We start from the raw sequence: 20,197 nt of genomic DNA on the forward strand, positions 1-20,197 counted from the left end.
TTTAAAAATACGCTTTAAAATATTCCTTATCAGAATTTGGGATCATGCTCTTATAACGTCTATAAAAGACAGCAAGCATTTTTTGCCCTAGTTCACTATCATCTTTGTCTTCACTTTTAGAATATAAGATTGCAATTTTTATATAATTGAGTAAATCATAATTAAAATAGGCATCATTTGCATCGTAATGGGAATAAGCCGGCACTAAATGATATTGTTTTTCTTTGCCATAATAACCTTTCCTAAAGTGGTTTAATGCTTTTTTTTCATTTGCTTTAATGGTTGCGGTACCATTTAAATAGATCATTCCTAAATAATAACAGGCACTTGGTTTATAATAACCGTATCTGGCATCTATAATATCTTCAAGTGTTTTCAACCCTTGTTTTTCATCTTTAGGTATTCCAAACTTTTCATAGTTTCCTGTTACCTGAAAATAAGCATATAATGCTTTGGGGTCATTTCTATCTTTTATTTTTTTTAGTCCATTAATTCCATCCTGCGTAATACTATCGCTACAATTTAAATAGCCAACACAAAACTCGTTACAATGCAATTTTAGCACAGGCAATAGCTCTTCTATATTGTAATTTTCTATTTTATTTGTTTTTACATAATCAAGTATTTCAAAAATCTGTTTCTTTTTTTCCTGTAATGCTAAAGTGCCAATTAATTCATCCAGTACTTCATTTCTTTGATTAGCAGGTGCGTTGGGATTTTCAAATGCCTTTATGTAATAGCTTTCAGCAAGAGAATATCTCCTTTCTGAGAAATATTTTTCAGCCGTTTCAATTTGTGCTTTGTAAATGCCATTGTCGGCATCCGTTAGTCGTTGCCGGTCGGCAATATTTTTTTCAAGTGCGGCTTGCTTTTCTTCGGCTATCCTACGCTCTTTATCTGCCTTAAAAGATGCAATAAGACCGGAAACGCCTACAGCAAGTTGTGCAACATCCTGACTCAATGATTGTTGCTTTGGTTGTGTTACCTGATTGGTATAGCCACTGCTTTGGTAATTTGGGGTTGTTGCACTAACACCCTGTGTATTGTTAGAACACCCTCCACCTTTTACTATTGCCATTGCATAAACCTGGCCAGACCCCTGGTCTAATTTTGCCTCCTTACCATTTACCCAATATAAATTATTTTTGTGCATACCAGCCACATATACTGTACCATAAACCGAGGCTATTGACGTTGCAGTGGCATCATATGAATCTGTATCGTAGTTGTGAAGTACTGTTTTATATCCATTTTTCCAGTACACAGCCGAAAAACGGGAGTATGCTTTAGTTTCAGAGCCTGCTACATATACGGTACTACCGTCAACACATATACCAGTAGTATAAGTGTTCCAGGAATCATAAGAAAGATTGACTTCATTTCCATTTTTCCAATACGCAGCCTTTGCGCCACCCCCCCTAAGAACTTTGGTTCCGGCAATATACACATCCCCATTGTCTGAAATAAAAATAGCAGTGAAGTCCACCCGGTTTAGATCAGAATAACTTTGACTGCCTGCTACCCGGTTTCCGTTTTTCCAGTACGTAACTTTGCCATCAATTAAGGTGGGGTTTACTATATAAATATCTCCGCTGCGGGTTACGAAATATGATTCGCTGTTACTTAAGACGTAATTTACAGCCTGGTAGTCTGAAAGCAACAATGTTTGACGGCTTCCATTTTTGTAATAATAATAGTTATTAGGGTCGCTTGCATTCAGCCTGTTTGGTTGTGTAACAAAAATATAAACATCACTACCTACAGTTTTTATTGCATGTACTTCGGTAGCTCTACGCGAATAATTTCCAATCAAATTAAGTGGCATTTGCTGTCCGTTTTTCCAATATGCCGCCACTCGGTCCACACCGTTAATTTTGAAGCCACCGGCATACACATCATAACCTGAAACGGCAATCGTACGGGCTTCGTCTCTGGTAGTGCCATTAGTAAGTTTTGTTATCTGGCCGCTTTTCCAATACGCTGCATATTGGCGACCGCTTGCATCACTTGTAAAACCGGCGGTATACACACAATCATTTTGTGCTAAACACAATGTTGTACTCAAAAATGGTATCGAAAATAGAAGTAGAGCGAATTTTCTCATGCGCATAATTGTTTTAAAGGGAAACTCCAATAACCTCTCAGGCAAGGCTTTCGGGTTTTGAAACCGGGAGTAGTATTTTTAGGTTATTAATTATAAGAGGGTAAAATACAAAAATTTAAGCGTCTACGCTTAAACTATTTTGCTGGGGTTGACCAAAAAGGGTTAAAAAAAGTACAGCCGTTGCTTGAAAAAGCAGCGGCTGTTTAGTAAATTTAAGTGCGAAAGAAATTTACTATATAACTAAGATACAAAGTTCAGCACAATTCAAAAGCTACCAACCACAACAAATTTTATTATTACCGCCTTCGTTTGATGAGTTAATTGAAGAACATAATCTGGTAGGTGTAGTTAACCACGTAGTTGATTCGCTGGATGTCAGCCCCCGCTGCCGCCCCGATGCTTAATCGGGGTGGCCCGCGTGCTAAGTATACGCCATGTCTTTAGGACAGATCGTCGTTTTAAGTTATCTACATCCCATCACTTTAATCTAAAAATACAAAAACTCCCGGACGAAATTAAACATCCGGGTGTTGCATATTTATTAGTTAGTATGGCGTTTACCTATTAGCGGGCGCACAAGGCTGGAGCCAGGGAACGCTTGCGGCAGCGGGGGGACATCTGCACTAGGATTGATACGCTCCCTCAACCTATCAAAAGAGTGGTTACTAAATGTACAAAACAACGGGATGCTAATAAAAAAAACTTACCTTGTATATTTTGGTATTCATCTTCATTATACTTAGCAAGTATAGGAATTTCCATTATTAATTTCCATCGCCATAATGTCGTCCGTTTTACAATAAATGTAATTCCGTCACTTTCCAAAATAAGACCAAGTGCTTTTATTTTTTTCAACGAACTTGAAGAAAATGTCACCCTAAGCTTATCAAAGAGAATCTCAGCATATCTGTCATTAGCAATACATCGATTTATATTTGGTGCTTCTGCTATCATCGTGTAATTATTGTTTCAAAGTTCTTTTTGCAAATTTAAAGCCCACCCGCTGCCTCCGGGCTTGTGCGCCCGCATGCTAAGTATACGCCATGCCTTTAGGACAGATCATCGTTTTAAGTTATCTACATCCCATTACTTTAATCTAAAAATACAAAAACTCGCGGACGAAAATTAAACATCCGGGTGTTGCATATTCATTACTTAGCATTTACCTATCAGCGCACGCACAAGCCAGGAGGGCCCCCCGCCGCTGCCGCAAGTGTCCTCACTTGTGGCCCGCGTGCTAAGTATACGCCATGCCTTTAGAGCAATCAACAATGTTTGTTGTTAACTTAATGCTTTAGTACTACTCTTATGCCCCGTTTAAAAATACAAAAACTCCCGGATGAAATTAAACATCCGGGAGTTGCATATTCATTACTTAGCATGGCGTTTACCTATCAGTGGGCACACAAGCCCGGAGGCGGCAGCGAAAAACGCTTGCGGGAGCCGGAGGCAGTTATCTGTCTTTTGTTTTTAATACCAGGGTGGTTACCAGTGAATCTAATTGTACTGCAGCCAGGTTAAGGGTGATGCCTGTTGCGTCCTGGTGAAATTTAACTTTTTCACCATGCAGAACCGTACACGCTGTAATAATCTGCCTGGTTGGTGGTAATTTAATGCTGGTAGCTCCTGCAGGAATTTTTAGCAGGTGGATATATATTTTATTACCTCTGTACGTAGCTCCATAAAAATCATCAACGGGTTGAAACGGCCCCGGACGCGTTTGATATATACCTTCGCCATTTTTGGCTAACCACTGCCCCACTTCTTTCAGGCGCTCCACATGAGTAGGAGGAATGACACCATCCGGGTCTGGTCCAACATTTAATAACATATTTCCCCCGCGGTCAACCGTATTAACAAGCATATCTATAATCTGTTTCAAGGGCATCAGTTGCTGAGCTCTATTATACCCCCAGCTTGTTGAATTAAGGTTGAGGCATTTTTCCCATGGAAACGGGATAATAGGCCCTTTAACATCCGCGCCGCCTTCGTCGGTCTGGAAATCTCCAACCATTCCCGACCTTGGGTTAATAACCACATCCGGGTTATAGCTACGTACCATTGCATTAAGTTTTAAGGGTTCCCAAAACCAGGCTGCATCCGCATCGCTACCCTTATGTGCCAACCAGCCGCCATCGTACCACAAAATATCTATTTTGCCATAATTTTTCATTAGCTCTTCTACCTGCCCATAGGTTTGTTTCTTAAGCAGCGCGGCATTGTCAGGAAGTCCCTTAGGGTCGAAATAACCGGGAAAGCGCCAATCCAGCGGCGAGTAATAGATCCCTACATGGAGGCCCGCCTTACGGCATGCATCGGTGTACTCTTTTACAAAATCGCGGTGGGCGGCAGTTTCCCAACTATCAAAATGCCGGTAACTTGACGGGCTGTTCCAAAGGGCAAAACCATCATGGTGCCTGGAAACCATTACCATATATTTCATTCCGGCTTCTTTGGCTACCCTTGCCCATTCCGCAGCGCTGAAGTGTTTCGGATCAAACTGACCGGCAAGTTTGGCATATTCCTCAGCCGGTATTTTTTGATTAAACATGGTCCATTCGCCTGTGGCCGGAATTGCATATAAGCCCCAATGTATGAACATTCCAAATTTCTGATCTTCCCACCATTGCATCTTTTCGGGCGGAAGATTGGAACCCGGACCCGATACGCCTTGCCCCGCACCCTTTAATGCAGTGTAGATGGTTCCTTTCTCCATTGATTTTTTTTCTGCGTCGCCCATCTGCTGGCCCTTTACGGCAAAAGAATGGCTCAATAGCATTACCAACAGGCCGGTCACCTTAATCGTTATTTTTCGTTTGTATACCATTTTGGTTTCAAAATTTGAACTATTTAAATAATTGGCCAACGCGGCCATCTTTTCGCCTATTTATAGTTGAACTGGTTGACTTAGCGTTAAAAATTGTCATATCAACTCCGATGAAAAATTTAGGCGCATGGCCTGGTTGTGAAAACACTGAGCTGGCTGGTATCCATAAAAACCCTGCACAATTAATACAGGCTTCGTTTCAATACCGGTCGCGGCTGTTTTTAAAGTGTGGTAATTTATCGGTTGGCTTTTAAAGGCTTTTGCAAATAACTCATATGTTGGTCAGTCGGGCTATTTGATTAAAACAAAACTATATAAAGTCTCCCATGCTGAATTACTCCAAATAGACTTTATTTTATACAAAACCGACTTTCATGCTACTGTGCATTTTTCCCTGAGAGCATGTAGCATATCTGCTTTGTTTATTTTTCGCCCTTCTCCCCAGCTACCGCAAGTGTCCTCACTTGTGACCCGCGTGCTAAGTACACGCCATGCTTTTAGGACAATCAAGAATGTTTGTTGTTAACCTTAATGCTTTCGTATTACTCTTATGCCCCGTTTAAAAATACAAAAACTCCCGGATGAAATTAAACATCCCGGAGTTGCATATGTATTATTTAGCATAGCGTTTACTATCAGCGGGCACACAAGCCTGGAGGCAGCGAATACGGTCAGTTTAGTGCTAACCATGATAAAATACAAAACTCTCATTATAAATTACTTATAAACATTTCATCTGAAATGTGTTAAGTTATGTTAACCCAATTAGATGTGTTTACCCTGCGGCAAGTCCCTGATTTTTTGATATTTTAAACGAATAACTTTATATTTATTCTGTTTATATAAACGTAGTTATCACCGCCGCAGGAATGAACTTATCGCAAAGCCCTAAAACCGAAGCTGTACCACACAAACCCTGGGTTAAAGGCGCGCACTTTATCATCACCCTAAGTTTTCTGGCGCTTACAGTTAGCGGTTTTGTTATCCTGATGTCGCACCCCAGGCTTTACTGGGGCAAGGCAGGTAACGACCTTACCCCGGCATTGTTTGAGCTCCCGATAAGCCGCAACTACCACCATGGCGGCTGGGATAAAAGCATACCGTTTAAACACGTAACCGGCCAGGTAACCGCCGCCCGCACTTACGATATTTTTAATGAAAATGGCTGGGGCCGCAGTACGCACTTTTTGGCCGCCTGGTTTATGGTATTAACCGGCATCATCTATTTTATAGCAGGGTTTTACAGCGGGCATTTTTGGCGTAACCTGGTGCCGCGCCGCCACGAATTTAGCTTCAGGCTACTTTGGCGAGATGTTGCCGCGCATCTGCGCAGGCACCTACATTATACGGGCAAATATGGGCTATTGCAAAAGATCACCTATCTATCAGTTATCTTTTTGCTGTTTCCGGTGGTTATTTTAACCGGCTTTGCCATGTCGCCGGCTATTACCGCATCTTATCCCTTTTTACTGAAAATATTCTTCGGACATCAATCGGCACGCACCATCCACTTTTTTGCGGCTGCTTTACTGTTGCTGTTTTTACTGGTACATGTGGTTATGGTTATCAGATCGGGCTTTAAACGAAATATTTGGGCGATAACTTTTGGCAGGTAGCTATGAAAAGAAAACTACTGATGAACCGCCGCCAGGCCATTTTAACAGGACTTACCTCGGCAGGTGCGCTTTTGCTTTCGGGTTGCCTTAAAAAAGCGCCGCCCACCTATGGCAGTATTTTGCGCATGGGCGACGATTTAACCTACATTGCCCAGCGCGGCCTGCTTTCGCAGCGGGCCCTGGCTATGGAGTATCAAAAAAGCGAGATAACCAGCTTCCCGGTAACCGATATTGGCGACCCTGCCGACCCGGCGAGCAAAAAAGCCTACAGCAAAGCCTATCAGCAACTGCAACTCAATAATTTTAAAGATTTTGCACTTGTTGTAGAAGGTTGCGTGGCCAAACCGCGTAAATATTCGATGGATGACCTTAAGAAACTGGGTGCGCGAACCCAAATAACCCGGCACACCTGCGAGGAAGGCTGGAGCGCCATTGCCGAATGGACAGGCGTACCGCTAAGCGCCCTACTAAAAGATGCCGGCATTTTAAAGACCGCACGTTATGTAGCCCTATACGGCTTCGACAACTATGCCGAAAGCATTGATCTGCTTGATGCATTTCATCCGCAAACCATCCTGGCCCATACCATGAACGGCGAAGACATACCCGCACGTAACGGCGCCCCTTTACGGCTGAGGGTAGAAACGCAGCTGGGCTACAAAAACGTTAAATTTTTGCAGCGTATTGTGGTGACTGATAAATTCACTGATCCGGGGCCTGATATTACTTCAGGATGGTCATGGTATACCGGCATCTGATTTAAGTTAAGAGAAATAGAAGTAAAAATAATATCGAACACTGAATTTCGAATACCCAACACTGAAGTTTTTCAATCAATATTCGAAATTGGACATTCGGTGTTCGATATTAATTTGGCCTTAGTTCCTTACCTAAATTTCAAATGCAGTGTTATAAACATAACATCTTCATCGTATATAGCTATATATTACGTTTGTTATTCTAAACATCACAACTAAACCTAACCATGAAAAACAAATTCCTTGTTCCTGTTTTATTTGCCTTCCTGCTTGCAGCATGCCAACAAGACCATAAATTCAACTTCACATCCGGCACTTTTCCTGAATCGCCTGTAAACATGGGCGATATTAATTCTGAGTTTGATGATTATAACTCCGCCCTGTCTATAATTGGTTCAACCTCGCCTTTATGTTTCTCCTCAAAAAGGAACAGCAGCGGCGGCAATTTTGATATCATTTATAAAATGCTGGATATATACTCCTCGCGCATTGATGGTAAATTAACCGTTGCCGAAAACACATCAAGCAACCTGATGGATATTGTTATCGAAAACGCCAACCTGAATAATGCCATGGGTACCATCAATACACCGGCCGATGAGTTGGGGCCGTATTTAATAAGCCAGGGCATGAAATTTACGGGCAGCACCAACATGAATAAGCGCTATAACAGCTATATATTGTTATATGCCACCAACCAAAGCGGCAATTTGGATATCAAATACACCGAAAACCTTAACCAGGAAAGCTACACCACGCCCAAGCCTGTTAAATTCCTCAACTCGCTAAAAGATGATGCTTACCCCACGTTTACGCAGGATTTTTCGTCGGTTTACTTTTGCTCAAACAGGGATGGCAACTTTGATATTTACCAAACAGACCTTGACAAAAGCAAGGATATTATAACCAACCTTGACGATGCCACCCCAAAAACAATCACCAGGGATGCCGTATTATCATCGGCGGCCGACGATAAGTGCCCTTACATAGCTAACAATGTGATGGTTTTTACCTCGAACCGTCCCGGCGGATATGGTGGCTTCGATTTGTATTATTCGTTACTGGTCAACGGCAAATGGTCGGCACCGGTAAACTTTGGCCCGGCTATTAACACCATCAGCGACGAATACCGCCCAATTATAAAATCGATGCCCGGCTTTACCAATGATTTTATGATCTTTTCGTCCAACCGCCCGGGCGGCAAAGGCGGCTTCGACCTTTATTACGTTGGCGTAAAAAAAATGATAGCGCTTTAGGGTAAGGTTTACAAAAGCCGATTTTTAGCGCGGCTATTGTACCGGGAGTTGGAGTGTCCACAGTCATCCGCTGTTGGAATATTATTTGAATGCTGTCAGCTGCTTCATACTTCGCTTGTCATGCGCACGGCATCCCTCCTAATACCACTTCACACCACCATTCAACGGCACTAAATCTTGTTCCCTGGCTTTATTCAAACCAATTTTTTCAATTTGTTTAAACCATGTTGTGTATTGCCTATAGGCCTCTTTCACGTCTTTCCCTTTTATTGTGGAAACAGTTTCAGTACCGGTGTTTACCAATGCCGAAAAAGGGGAATATTTAAAAGGGTGTTTAAAATATAATTGGTTAATTATAAATAACGCCTCAACCTGCAAGGAATACTGTTTTGTTTCGCCCATGAAAATTTGCGACCATGAGGGCTCGTAACACATTACCGGGAAGACACAAACCCGGCTATCGCCTTTAAACCTTAATAATTCGCCTATCATTGCAATTGTATCCCTTTCGGTTAACTTTCCGTTATCCACTACCAATGGGTAATGCATGTTAATATATGCCTGACCATTACGCTGGATTTTAAATGAGTGATGTTTAACCTGTACAAGCGCCTCGCCGTAACAATAGTCAAATTCTTTAACTTTAAAGTACTGTGCAAAAGAAGTTTTGGATAGCGCGATATTCAGCAGTAATATTACCAGGAAGCTCTTTTTCATTTCTGCTTAAATTGATCTGTAAGTTACTTTAGTCGCTGTTTTATCTTTAACCAAAAGCTCAATGTATATTATTGCATTTGTTAAGTTCGTACCAATTGAGCCATTCCTTCTTTTGCTTATTAAACGCTTCCAAATTCAGGTATCCAATATTATAATTGTACACGTTGCCCACCGGTACTTTGGTACATTTTGAAACGAAGTTCAAATGTTTTAAAAAGTCTTGTTCGGAGATGGTATGTTTTTGCACAATTGTACTTTCCGTAGTATATTTTTCCAAAACGGAGATGCTGAAGAAGAATTTCTTTTTAAAACTAAAATTCTCACGGCATTCTTTTACATCGGACTGCGCGGCGCAAGAAGATAAACTTAACGCTATATTAAAGCATAGCACTATTCTTAATACTTTCATGGAACCTTTTTCTTAAAATACTTAGCATATAAGCGAACCCCGATTAACTATCGGCGCGGCAGTGATAGGTGGTTTTACAGTACGACCGTAAAGTGCCCAGCAGACGGCCTGATTTAACCCCTACCTCCTCCTTCCCCAGGGAAGGAATCGCGCATTCCCTGCGCTTTTTTTTATTTCTTCCGAACACCTATGGAGACAACTCCAACAAAGTCCAAGAAAAATGATGCTCCCCCTTCGTAAAAACTACTTTATTTTAATTGTCGATTGCTGATAAAAGCGAGGGTCCCAGGCTATTACTGCCTCGCCGGTTTTTGGCGCTTTCTGCTTCCTGTTGGTGAAATAGTTTTCTACAAAACGCTTGCCTTCCACACTTGCAGTATCATAGGCCGACATCAGGAATTTAAAACTGAAATCTTTGAAATCGAAGGCATGCCAGTCGCGATGTAAAGAATCCGTGTAGTAAGTATTCACTTTGTTTACAACCTTACTCGTGCTATTATATTGTATAACCTGGTAAGCGGGATTGTTCCCATTTCTTGAACATAATCCCGGAGCAATATCGATGTAAGAAATTAGCCTTCCCTTATTTGTTATTAGCCTGTAGTCGTCCATATGGGTATGTCCGGCCAATTGAAACCGGATAACCTGGGCATATTTCTTTATGGTATCCAAATACATGCTTTGGATGTTATTGTGCCATGACGGTGTATTGCCGTACCTGTCCATTCCAGGCGGCACATGATAAACCATCCAAACCTTTTTATGCGTCCGTTTAGCATCCTGTAACGCCGCGCCCAACCATGATAATTCTTTTTTTGCCTTTCCATCCGGGTCGGATGACGAACTTAAAAAAATCACGGTGTTAAGCATAATGAACGTCCAATCGCCTTTGCTGTATTTGTAATAGCCACCGGCCATAAAATCCCTGTATATCGCATGGTTATGGTCTATCGGGCGTAACATTGCGTTATAAAACAAGGCATTGGTTGCCCTGTCACTACTATCATGATCGATGCAGTCATTATTGCCCAGGGCAGGTAAAATAACCGCATTTTTATCTAATTTTTTCAAATGGTCAAGCACATACTTAAATGTTTGTTTCATAACGGTAGTATCATGTTTTTTTGCTGGTCCTTTCTCGTGCCACAGCATATCACCGGGCAAAATGATGAAGGGAAATTTTTGAGAGCCAACACTGTTAATTGCCGAAAGAAAAAGCGTACTGTCGGCGTCTAAATGATAGGAGTTATCATTACCTAAGCTTAAATTAACATGCACATCCGATAATACAAGTACAGATTTGGTTTGAGCGTAACCCGGCAACGCCAGCGCGGTAAGCAACAATAGAAGCAGCTTTTTCATATTTATTTGAATTGGTGATTGGGTGCAGATTTAAGTGTTGGGTATAGCCAAGTTACTTAAAGCTTATATATTATCAAAGGAAGAGGGCAATATTAGTTCATGGTTATCCTTTCGCTGTGGCTCCGATGGTTGAAACAGCGAAAGTGACACTTTAATAGCGCAGCGCTTGCCCGGCACTGTCTTCTGACTCCGTGTTTTTTTCGACTTGAAAATTATGGCAATGCCTGCGGCCCGGGCTTTTCGCTTATACGGCCTCAGGCATTAAGCGCGAGGCCGGTATTCGCTGCTATCCCTATTGCGAACCGCCGGTATACAAAAACACCCGGATGAAATTAATCGTCCGGGTGTTGCATATTTATTACTTAGCGTGGCGTTTACCTGTCAGCAGGCGCAAAAGTACCTTGCAGCAAGGGCAAAGCGAATTATTCGCTTTGCCCATCTTTTTGCAATAATGAAGATATCATCAACTCGAGTGTGCGCTGATTGTCGTTATTGATAAGAAAATTCTTAAAAATAATCTTTCCGTCCTTGTCTATCAGTAAATTTCCGGGTTCAGCCCGCACACCATAATTTTTAAGGGCAAACTCCGCACTGCCGCGTAAAGGGATAAACGAAAATTTGTTGTTTTTCATAAAGGGGATCACGTATGGGTCTTGCTCAGGCGATACATTTATCCCGATATATGCCACATCTTTTCCCTTAAATTTATTAATAACCGCCTCGAAATGTGGAAATTCTTCTCTACAGGGGCCGCAACCCGGGAACCAGAATGTAAGCAATACTACTTTGCCCTTAAGGTCTTTCAAATTTAATTTGCCTTTACTGGTATAAAGGCCCAACTCAAATGGACAAGCAGCAACGGCTGTGTTATTCCTGATCGCCTGAATATCGTTCGCAATACCCGCTTTATCCTTACCTGTTTTTTTTCCATACCATTCAAGTGCGGTATCAAGCTGGTCGGTGGGTAGTTTAGCAAATTTTACCGACAAGCTGTCGTAGGCTGCTTTAACATCACCGGCTTTTTCCTGCAAAGCAGCTTTCTTCAATGCAATGAAATCTTTAATTTGATTATACGCCGGAAGTTTTACCTGGTTCAATATAATGATAGCATCGTTATAGTTTTGCTCCCGCTCCAATTGATTGATTTTCAACAACGATTCGGCAATTTGTCGCCTCATCTGCCAATCTTTGTCATCAGCCATTTCATTGATCAATACCAAGGCTTTTTCAGGGTCTGTTTGCAGGTATATGTCGGCTAAGTTAATCATACCTTCTGCTGACCACCTGAACTTTTGCGCGGGATATAATTTACGGAGTGCCTCGAAATAAGTGATCTTGTCATTCCTTCTTTTGGCGTATTCTGCCAACCAATATAAGGCCTGGGCACCGCTTTCACTTGCCGGGAAGCGCTTTGTAAAATCAAAAACTTTATGAGGATAATCCGGGTCAGTATCCTTTAAAGAAAAAAGATAAGCAAATGCATAACCCGCATCTGACGGATCGGCAAGTGTTGCTTTTATGATATACCCAACCGACAAATTGTCTTGCCCCCTCCTGGCCGCGTCTACCGCAAGCATAAACCATATCTTAGCGTTTTGGGGTTCCATTGCAGCAACTTTTTCCAAAAAATATTTTCCTTCCGACATTTCAGCATTATAATAAACTGTACCTATTGCCAGTGGAATATTCACATTCTTCGGATATTTTTTCATCCATTCTTTATACTGTTCTATAACAAGCGGATTGCTCATACCCATCGCGTATATGTAAGCTGTATGTGCATGCTGATCATCCATGTTAGCCAATAGTGCTGTTCTGGCATTTTTTATTTCTCCATCAGATGCAGGGCCCATCCTAACGGGCCTTTGGGCCAAAACCTGCCCGGCAGAGCAGGTTATTAGTAATAAAATTACACATACTGCGGATTTCAGATTGTTTTTCATCGTTTCATTGTTTTTGTATAAATAATCGGCCATGTTCTTTAACTCACATCATAAAATAATATCGGTGGCTGTCCAAATAAAATGCCTATTTAAGTTTAATGTTTAAATCGTTTCCGCTTAATAATAACTTATCTTCCTAACCTCTACAATGGTTATTACACTATCCGCCGGTTTGTTCCCAACATAAAAGGTAGGGTGTTGATGGTCGACAGCCAATCGTTTTAGCCAGTTGCCCATGGCATCAAAAGTTTTATACTGGTAAACTATCCTGCTATTGGGTATTTTCGCCTTATCAATGGTACCTGGCATGGGGTTATTGTTAACGTTAACACAATGATCAAACCGATCTGTTTCGATCAGCAAATTCTTGTCATTATAGCGGAACCTCCATTGGTTGTGGTCTGTACCCCGATAGTGGTCTATCTGTATTGTATTTCCGGCTGCATCATATTTGGCTAAAGTACTATCTACTACATCCAACAATTTTGTGGGCGTTATTTCTTCTGCAATACGGTTGTTTCGGTTAAACTTATACAAGGTTTTTAAAATGCGTTCTTCACCATCTTGCTTTATATTGATAGCTACTTTTTTACCCTGTTTGTTGTATTTGTAAAACATGGTAATGGCACAGGAGCAGTTGCCCCATGTTTTCCTTTCAATAGCGTCTCCCTTTTTGTTGAAGATAGTTGCTATGGAATCCACGTTGTGATATTTAGGGTAGCTATATTCGGTTAATTGCTTTACCCGCCCGCGCAGGATTTGAAATATGGTATCGTAAACGGTAACAACCTCAGGAGTTTTTGCTTGCCGGCAACTTACAAGCAGTAAAAGGGAAAATAGCAGAATTGACCGGTTCATTGCCGTTTGATAAGGTTGAGGTAATGCTAACGTTAAAAAACAGTTAATGTTGTAAGGCTGGGGGATAAATTAAAGACCGGAAGGGGCGCGTATAAACTTATCCGGGAGTTGTATATTCATTACTTAGCATGGCGTTTACTTATCAGCGGGCGCACAGGCCTGGAGGCGGCAGCGAAAAGCGCTTGCGGGAGCTGGAGTACTTGTGCCTATCCGCCTTGCTTATATACTACATACGCTTTGTATGTTTAAATTACCTGCATCTTGCATCCAGGCACAAGTACGCCACCTCTCACGGCCACCACTGCATGCTTGCGCCAGTTACGGGACACAGACACACTATCCTCTACAAATCAATTTAAACTTTTCAGTAAAGCCCCTCCATACATCAATAACGCGCATCTCTCTTTTTATTAAATTTAAATCTTTTTGTGAAAACATGAAGCGCGATACTGTTTTCCATCCATTTGGTATTGCATCAAACGAGATCGCCATTTGCTGAGTAACATCAATTAAGGTTGCATTGATAGCATAATCTTTTTGTGTTTGCAAATTTACCAGGCAATCAAACTCGGCTCCAATAGGAATATCATAACTCGCGTAATCACAAAACAAACATAAAGAGGAACTTTCATCAAAATGCCTTTTAAAACCCTTAGCGACGAGCTCGTTACTTTTAGCGGATACTATTCCCAATATAACTATATCGTATTTAACTATTTTCATTTTTCTGCGGCTTGTTTCACTATTTTTGATGCTTCCTGATAAAATGTTTGTATTTGTTTCTCATTTAATTTAGGTAACTCTTCTAATATTTGGGTAATTGCTTCTTTACTTGCTATCCCACTTGGAATTTTAATCCCGCTGCCGCCTCCTGGCTTGTGCGTCCGCATGCTAAGTATACCTCAGGCCTTTAGGACAATCAACAAAGTTTGTTGTTAACCTTAATGCATTCGTATTACTTTTTTTGTCCCGTTTAAAAATACAAAAACTCCCCGATGAATTTAACATCCGGGAATTGCATATTCATTACTTAGCATACGAATCACCCCGATTAACCATCGGGGCGGTAGCAACGATTGTCATATACCTTTTATTATCGATTTAAATTCGGCCAAATTATCTGGCGGCATGACGTTATAACAAAACATAATTAAGGACGATTTAAAATCATTTTTCAGCATCTGTTCATATTTCGACTCAAATTGTTCATGAACTCCGAGGCCTAAAAACAACGATCCGTCTTCGTTAAAAAACATCATGGCGAAGGGCGCTTCGTTATTTGCCTCATTTTTAAAGAAAAAACAGAAACTGCTCTTTTCCTTTTGTAAAACATATGATAACATTAATTTATAATCATCCGTTTCAAATTCGGTTTCACCTCTGAAACGTGGGTATTCGTAGTAACCGTTAGTCTCCTTAAAGCCATTTAGATAGTTTTGGGTGAATGTCTCTATACTTTCGTTTCTTTTGGGAAACTCAATAGCTACATAAATATCCGTGATATCTTCCATCTTATTATTTTTTGATCCTGAGCATCGTGCATTAGGTGAGAACTGTTTTATTTAAAAATGCACAAAAGGACTTTACCTTCGATAGCCTGTTTTAGCATCAGTTCAAAATCGAACCCCTCGAAATTTTCTTTATCATGGATTTCATTTGAAATACCATTTAAAAGGAGCTCATCTGCATAATAAAAGTCATAGCTGAGATAATCATGGTTGATCATATCCTCCACACTCACAGGGGGGGCAAGCTCATTTACAACTTCTAACCTTTTAAAATACTCGTTGGTAGAAATATACTCTTCGGAATACAATATAGATGCGAATTTTGGAAGAACAGAAGAAAGTGTTTCCCGGGAAAAATTTACTCTCTTCAAAAAATACCACGCACGATCATATACGGTTGTAGCTTTACGGAAATAAAGTGTTCTTATAAAAGCCTCGTCTGCCAGGCTTAAATTACCATCTTTATGGATTGATTTCGCCGCGCAATCCAAAACATTTATAATGTATCGATAATCATCAGCTTCCGCTTGAATAAACATTTCTTCATCTCCACCAAAAAATAAGTTAACAATATTTTGAGGACATGAACACATATACTCATGATCTTGCTTCAAAAACTTCTGTAATTGCATGATATCAATAATTTCAATTCCTCGCAATTTACCTGTGGAGTAGCTGAAATGATCAAGTTTATATTTCTCAACAAGGGTTGGAATAACAAAATCAAAGGCGTAAGAGGTTTCCCAGTTTATTCCGTTTTTCATGGGCGTAGTATTAGTCTTTTAAATATATGCCTCATCAACAAGTTTTATTCTGTTTGTTTGCAGTTTATTGGCAGATGCAATAGGGATAGAAGCGGGTACCGGCCCGCGCCTAAGGCCTTGTGCGCGTATGAGCGCAGAGCCCGGGCCGCAGGCATTGCCCTGTTTAATCCTTTATTGATTGAATTTGTCGTCATTAAATATCTCTTTCAAACTTTCATTCAGTGGCACAATCTCAAACGGATCGTGGGTAATTGTATAAATCACTTTATCGGTGCCAATGCCGATGAAATCGCCGTCTTCCAGGTCTTTAATGTGGTAATAGGTGTTTCCGTTTAAAACTACTTCGTATACTTCGCTGGGGTTAATTTCTTTAATATCATCGGCGTTTAACAGGGAGGTCAGTTTATCAAAGTCGGCATTGGGGTAGTAAACCTTGGTATAGGCGCTCACATCAACGCTATTCAGGTCGATAACCGACTGGTCGAAGCCTTTTAACGTATAGCCGCAAATAACATCGGCAGCAACCAGAATGCTATAATCAAAAATCCTTTTATCGATGTTGGATACTTTGATATTGCTGATCATATAATCTTGCACGCGCCGGTTTTCAAAATCGCGGTAGATATCCGGGTCGAAGCTGAATGATATATAATCAGGATCGTATGTGCTATTGCCGGTAGAAGCTACTGTAAACAGCGGGTATTCAAGTTGCTGTTTCAGGTGCGCAAACCCGGCCGGCAACTGGTTTAGGGCATTGTACATGATGCACATTTCCCATTCGGTTATCGGCCAGGTTCTCCGTTTTTTATTCTTTTTAAACAATCCAAACATTTGCGCTGCAAATTATAACGTGATGTGCTGCAATCTCCCTTACACCAGCGCCACACACTCCACCGAAACCAAGATACCACCCGGAAAAGGCATTACCTGCGGGGCGCTGCGTGCCGGTGGGTTTTCGGGGAAGAACTCGGCATAAACTTTATTAATGGCTGCAAAGCTTGGGTCCTGTCCGCTAACCATCCAGATGGTGGTTTTTACAATGTTATTCATATTGCTGCCGGCTTCCTGCAGTATGGTTTGGATGTTTGCAAAAGCCTGCCGGGCCTGCCCTTCAAAAGTATCGTCGATCAATTTGCCGGTTTTGGGATTAAGCCCCGCCATGCCCGAAACGTATATTAAGCCGCCTGCTATTACAGCCTGTGGAATAAAGGTGTTTAAACGCGGTATTTTACCGGTATTGAAGCTGATTTTTGATGACATAGCGATAGGTTTTTGAGGTGATTTACTGCTTATAAATATAAAACTACGGGATGATATACCGCGCTGCTAAACAGTTTTTATTTACATGGTATGTTTAATTAACTACAGGTGGGTATTTGTAAAGTGCAGGTTTTACAGGCACTTTAAAATCCCTTCTTCCGGGTGATGCCGGGCTTGCGGTTTTTGCGGGTTTCATCAACTTCGCCAACGCCTTCGGCGCCGTAGCGGCGGGCCATTTTGGCAATACGTTCTTCCATAGTTTCGGTGGTCAGTTTTTCCCTGCCAAGGCTGTCAACCATTATCGGGAAGGCAAATGGCGTAGGCCGCTCAATGGTTTTCAGGATGATGGTTTGGGTGGCTATCCGCTGCAAAGCCGCACGCAGCCTAAACTCCTCCAGCTGGAAGGCCAGTGCCTCATTATAAGCCTGGCGCACCAGCAGGTTATCCGGCTCGTACTCGGTAAACACCTCGAACAATAAGGAGGTTGATGCCTGCAAATGCTTGTTTTTCACCTGCTGCCCGGGATAGCCGGTAAATACCAGCCCGCCAATATGGGCTATATCCCTGAACCGCCTGCGGGCCATCTCGTTGGCATTCAGGCTATGCTGGATGTCATCAATGAGGTTATCTATCGAAAAAAAGCCGGCATCTTCCAGTACGTCCTCAATGGGTACGTCCTCGTCGGTAAGCAGTTCGAAACCATAATCGTTCATGGCGATGCTGAAGCTGGCATTCCTGATCTTACTGATCCTGTAGGCCAGCAATGACGCCATCCCCTCATGTACAAGTCGCCCCTCAAAGGGGTAAAACAACAGGTGGTGCCCTTCGCGGGATTTAAACGACTCGATCAAAAACTCGTGGCTCTGGGGCAGGTGCGATAACTCCTGCTGCAATTTGAATAAAGGTTTGAGGGCAAGCACCTCCACATCTTTTTCGATACCGTGCGCCACCTCGTCCAGTTTATCCCTGAACACGGCAGCCAGTTGTGACGACAGGGGCATGCGCCCGCCGTTCCAGCTGGGTATTAAACCCTTGGTAGAGTTTGATTTTTTGACAAAGGCCGTCATTTCCTTTACCCGGATAAACTCCAGGCTACGGCCTGCAAACCAGAAGGTATTGCCTGGCTTAAGCTTCGATACAAAAGATTCTTCGATAGTGCCCAGGCTGCCGCCGCTCAGCCATTTTACCCGGATGCTCAGTTCGCTGGTGATGGTGCCTATACTCAGGCGGTGCCGCATGGCCACCCGGCGGCTGTTTACTTTGTACAGGCCGTTCTCTATTTCTACCTTTAAAAACTCGTCGTATTGCGCCAGTGTTTTGCCGCCGGTGGTTATAAACTCCAATAACTGTCCAAATTCGTTGCGGGTAAGGTCGGCAAAGGCATAGGTACCCTTTACCTCGTTAAACAGCTCATCGGCCCTAAAACCGTCTGATACGGCCAAGGTAACCATGTACTGAATAAGCACATCCATGGTAAGCAGCATAGGGTCGCGGCTTTCAAATATGCCGCGTTTGATGGCGGCTTTGAGTGCGGCCCCTTCCAGCAATTCTAACGAGTGCGTGGGTACAAAATACGCCCTTGATACCGCACCCGGATGATGGCCGCTTCGCCCGGCGCGCTGCATAAAACGGGCAACACCTTTGGGGCTGCCCACCTGTATCACACAATCAACCGGCCTAAAATCGACCCCAAGATCCAGGCTGGATGTGCATACTACCAGTTTCAGGGCCTCGGCATGCAGGGCCTGCTCTACCCAGTTGCGCAGCTCGTTATCTAACGAGCCATGGTGCATGGCCATAATGCCGGCATACTCCGGGTAATTATCTAAAATAGCATGATACCAGATCTCGGATTGCGACCGTGTATTGGTAAATATCAGCGTGGTTTTGCTTTTGGCCACAATCTCCATCACTTGCGGCAGCAGCTTTAAACCAATATGGCCTGCCCATGAGTAATTCTCCACATTATCGGGGATGATGGACTGGATATCCAGTTTCTTCTCCAGGTTGGCCCGCACCATCCTGATCTGATCTGCCGGGAAATTATTGCCCAGCAAAACCTCGGCCGCCTGCTCCAGGTTCCCTATTGTTGCGCTGATGCCCCAGATTTTGAGTCTTAAGTTCTGAGTCATAAGTCCCGAGTCTTTGTCGGGGACCTGACTAAAGACTTCAGACTTCGGACTTAAGGCTTTCAACTTAGACAGCCCCAGCTCCACCTGCACGCCGCGTTTGGTGCCCAGGAGTTCGTGCCACTCGTCAATCACTACCACCTGCAGGCTATTGAATAATTTGGGGTACTCTTTTTGGGCCAGCATCAGGTGCAGGCTTTCGGGGGTGGTAAGCAGTACCTCGGGCAATTTCCGTTTCAGTGCGGCTTTTTCTGCTGCAGATGTATCGCCTGTGCGGGTGGCTATATGCCAGGGCAGGCCCATTTCGTCGCAGGCTTCCTGCATGGCTTTGCGAATATCGTTGGTGAGCGCACGCAATGGGGTTATCCATAGCATCAGCAAGCCATTGTTTTTTTGCGTGGTGTAACTATCCGGGTGCTTGTTAATAAAATCGACCAGGAAGGGCAAAAACAAAGCAAAGGTTTTGCCGCTCCCCGTAGGGGCGTTAAGCAAGCCGGAGTAGCCGCCCAGGTAGGCCGCCTCCATTTCCTGCTGAAAGGCGAATTGCTGCCAGTTTTTTTGCTTGTACCAATGCTGTATAACCTGCCGGCCCTTTGTAATCATCCTTTGCTTAACAATTGAATTTGCGTTTAGTTAGCCAATGCAACAAATACGCGCCAACAAATTAGTGATAAATCCTGTTAGCT

The 20,197-nt window shown here is 42.6% G+C and carries 18 protein-coding genes; 3 read left to right on the forward strand and 15 right to left on the reverse strand.

What is annotated here, in order from left to right; genetic code table 11:
• Window position 1: 1 nt before the first annotated feature.
• The 3 genes from AC1RM2_RS11795 to AC1RM2_RS11805 form a co-directional block, all read right to left on the reverse strand.
• Window positions 2–2,104 (reverse strand): SEL1-like repeat protein, encoded by a 2,103-nt coding sequence (locus AC1RM2_RS11795; protein WP_492985277.1) that lies wholly within the window; start codon window positions 2,102–2,104, stop codon window positions 2–4.
• A gap of 642 nt (window positions 2,105–2,746) precedes the next feature.
• The gene (locus AC1RM2_RS11800; protein ID WP_492985278.1) at window positions 2,747–3,058 is read right to left on the reverse strand and encodes a hypothetical protein; all 312 of its coding nucleotides are present in this window, start codon (window positions 3,056–3,058) and stop codon (window positions 2,747–2,749) included.
• A gap of 499 nt (window positions 3,059–3,557) precedes the next feature.
• Window positions 3,558–4,979 (reverse strand): alpha-L-fucosidase, encoded by a 1,422-nt coding sequence (locus AC1RM2_RS11805; protein WP_492985279.1) that lies wholly within the window; start codon window positions 4,977–4,979, stop codon window positions 3,558–3,560.
• 821 nt (window positions 4,980–5,800) lie between these two features.
• On the opposite strand from AC1RM2_RS11805, the gene AC1RM2_RS11810 reads away from it, so the two are divergent.
• From AC1RM2_RS11810 to AC1RM2_RS11820, 3 genes are all read left to right on the forward strand, one after another.
• A complete protein-coding gene (locus AC1RM2_RS11810) occupies window positions 5,801–6,547 on the forward strand; it encodes a cytochrome b/b6 domain-containing protein (protein ID WP_492985280.1) in 747 nt (248 codons plus the stop codon).
• 2 nt (window positions 6,548–6,549) lie between these two features.
• Window positions 6,550–7,305, forward strand: coding sequence for a molybdopterin-dependent oxidoreductase (locus tag AC1RM2_RS11815; RefSeq protein ID WP_492985281.1), 756 nt, complete (start codon window positions 6,550–6,552; stop codon window positions 7,303–7,305).
• A gap of 227 nt (window positions 7,306–7,532) precedes the next feature.
• Window positions 7,533–8,561, forward strand: coding sequence for a TolB family protein (locus AC1RM2_RS11820; protein ID WP_492985282.1), 1,029 nt, complete (start codon window positions 7,533–7,535; stop codon window positions 8,559–8,561).
• 138 nt (window positions 8,562–8,699) lie between these two features.
• Here the strand turns inward: AC1RM2_RS11820 and AC1RM2_RS11825 are convergent, their stop codons facing one another.
• The 12 genes from AC1RM2_RS11825 to AC1RM2_RS11880 all read right to left on the reverse strand — a co-directional run bounded on the left by AC1RM2_RS11825 (window position 8,700) and on the right by AC1RM2_RS11880 (window position 20,114).
• Window positions 8,700–9,278, reverse strand: a complete 579-nt coding sequence (locus AC1RM2_RS11825; protein WP_492985283.1) for a hypothetical protein — start codon at window positions 9,276–9,278, stop codon at window positions 8,700–8,702.
• 58 nt (window positions 9,279–9,336) lie between these two features.
• Window positions 9,337–9,687, reverse strand: a complete 351-nt coding sequence (locus tag AC1RM2_RS11830; RefSeq protein ID WP_492985284.1) for a hypothetical protein — start codon at window positions 9,685–9,687, stop codon at window positions 9,337–9,339.
• Window positions 9,688–9,930: 243 nt separating this feature from the next.
• On the reverse strand, window positions 9,931–11,049 hold the full coding sequence (locus AC1RM2_RS11835; protein WP_492985285.1) for a metallophosphoesterase family protein: 1,119 nt from the start codon (window positions 11,047–11,049) through the stop codon (window positions 9,931–9,933).
• Between the two features lie 422 nt (window positions 11,050–11,471).
• Complete coding sequence (locus AC1RM2_RS11840) at window positions 11,472–12,992, reverse strand: redoxin domain-containing protein (RefSeq protein ID WP_492985286.1); 1,521 nt, start codon at window positions 12,990–12,992, stop codon at window positions 11,472–11,474.
• A gap of 117 nt (window positions 12,993–13,109) precedes the next feature.
• Window positions 13,110–13,850, reverse strand: a complete 741-nt coding sequence (locus tag AC1RM2_RS11845; RefSeq protein ID WP_492985287.1) for a hypothetical protein — start codon at window positions 13,848–13,850, stop codon at window positions 13,110–13,112.
• Between the two features lie 336 nt (window positions 13,851–14,186).
• On the reverse strand, window positions 14,187–14,573 hold the full coding sequence (locus AC1RM2_RS11850; RefSeq protein ID WP_492985288.1) for a hypothetical protein: 387 nt from the start codon (window positions 14,571–14,573) through the stop codon (window positions 14,187–14,189).
• A complete protein-coding gene (locus AC1RM2_RS11855; protein WP_492985289.1) occupies window positions 14,570–14,740 on the reverse strand; it encodes a hypothetical protein in 171 nt (56 codons plus the stop codon). Before AC1RM2_RS11855 ends, AC1RM2_RS11850 begins: the two co-directional genes overlap by 4 nt.
• Before the next feature lie 189 nt (window positions 14,741–14,929).
• Window positions 14,930–15,361 carry a hypothetical protein gene (locus tag AC1RM2_RS11860; RefSeq protein WP_492985290.1) on the reverse strand — a complete coding sequence of 144 codons (432 nt, stop codon included), beginning with the start codon at window positions 15,359–15,361 and terminating at the stop codon, window positions 14,930–14,932.
• A gap of 47 nt (window positions 15,362–15,408) precedes the next feature.
• Window positions 15,409–16,122, reverse strand: a complete 714-nt coding sequence (locus AC1RM2_RS11865; protein WP_492985291.1) for a hypothetical protein — start codon at window positions 16,120–16,122, stop codon at window positions 15,409–15,411.
• Between the two features lie 171 nt (window positions 16,123–16,293).
• Window positions 16,294–16,953, reverse strand: coding sequence for a hypothetical protein (locus tag AC1RM2_RS11870; protein ID WP_492985292.1), 660 nt, complete (start codon window positions 16,951–16,953; stop codon window positions 16,294–16,296).
• A gap of 39 nt (window positions 16,954–16,992) precedes the next feature.
• Entirely contained in the window at window positions 16,993–17,382 is a 390-nt protein-coding gene (locus tag AC1RM2_RS11875) for a RidA family protein (protein ID WP_492985293.1), read from the reverse strand.
• Window positions 17,383–17,525: 143 nt separating this feature from the next.
• Window positions 17,526–20,114, reverse strand: a complete 2,589-nt coding sequence (locus tag AC1RM2_RS11880) for a ligase-associated DNA damage response DEXH box helicase (protein ID WP_492985294.1) — start codon at window positions 20,112–20,114, stop codon at window positions 17,526–17,528.
• Window positions 20,115–20,197: the final 83 nt, after the last annotated feature.

This window comes from Mucilaginibacter sp. GW822-FHT03E02 (genome assembly GCF_058801545.1).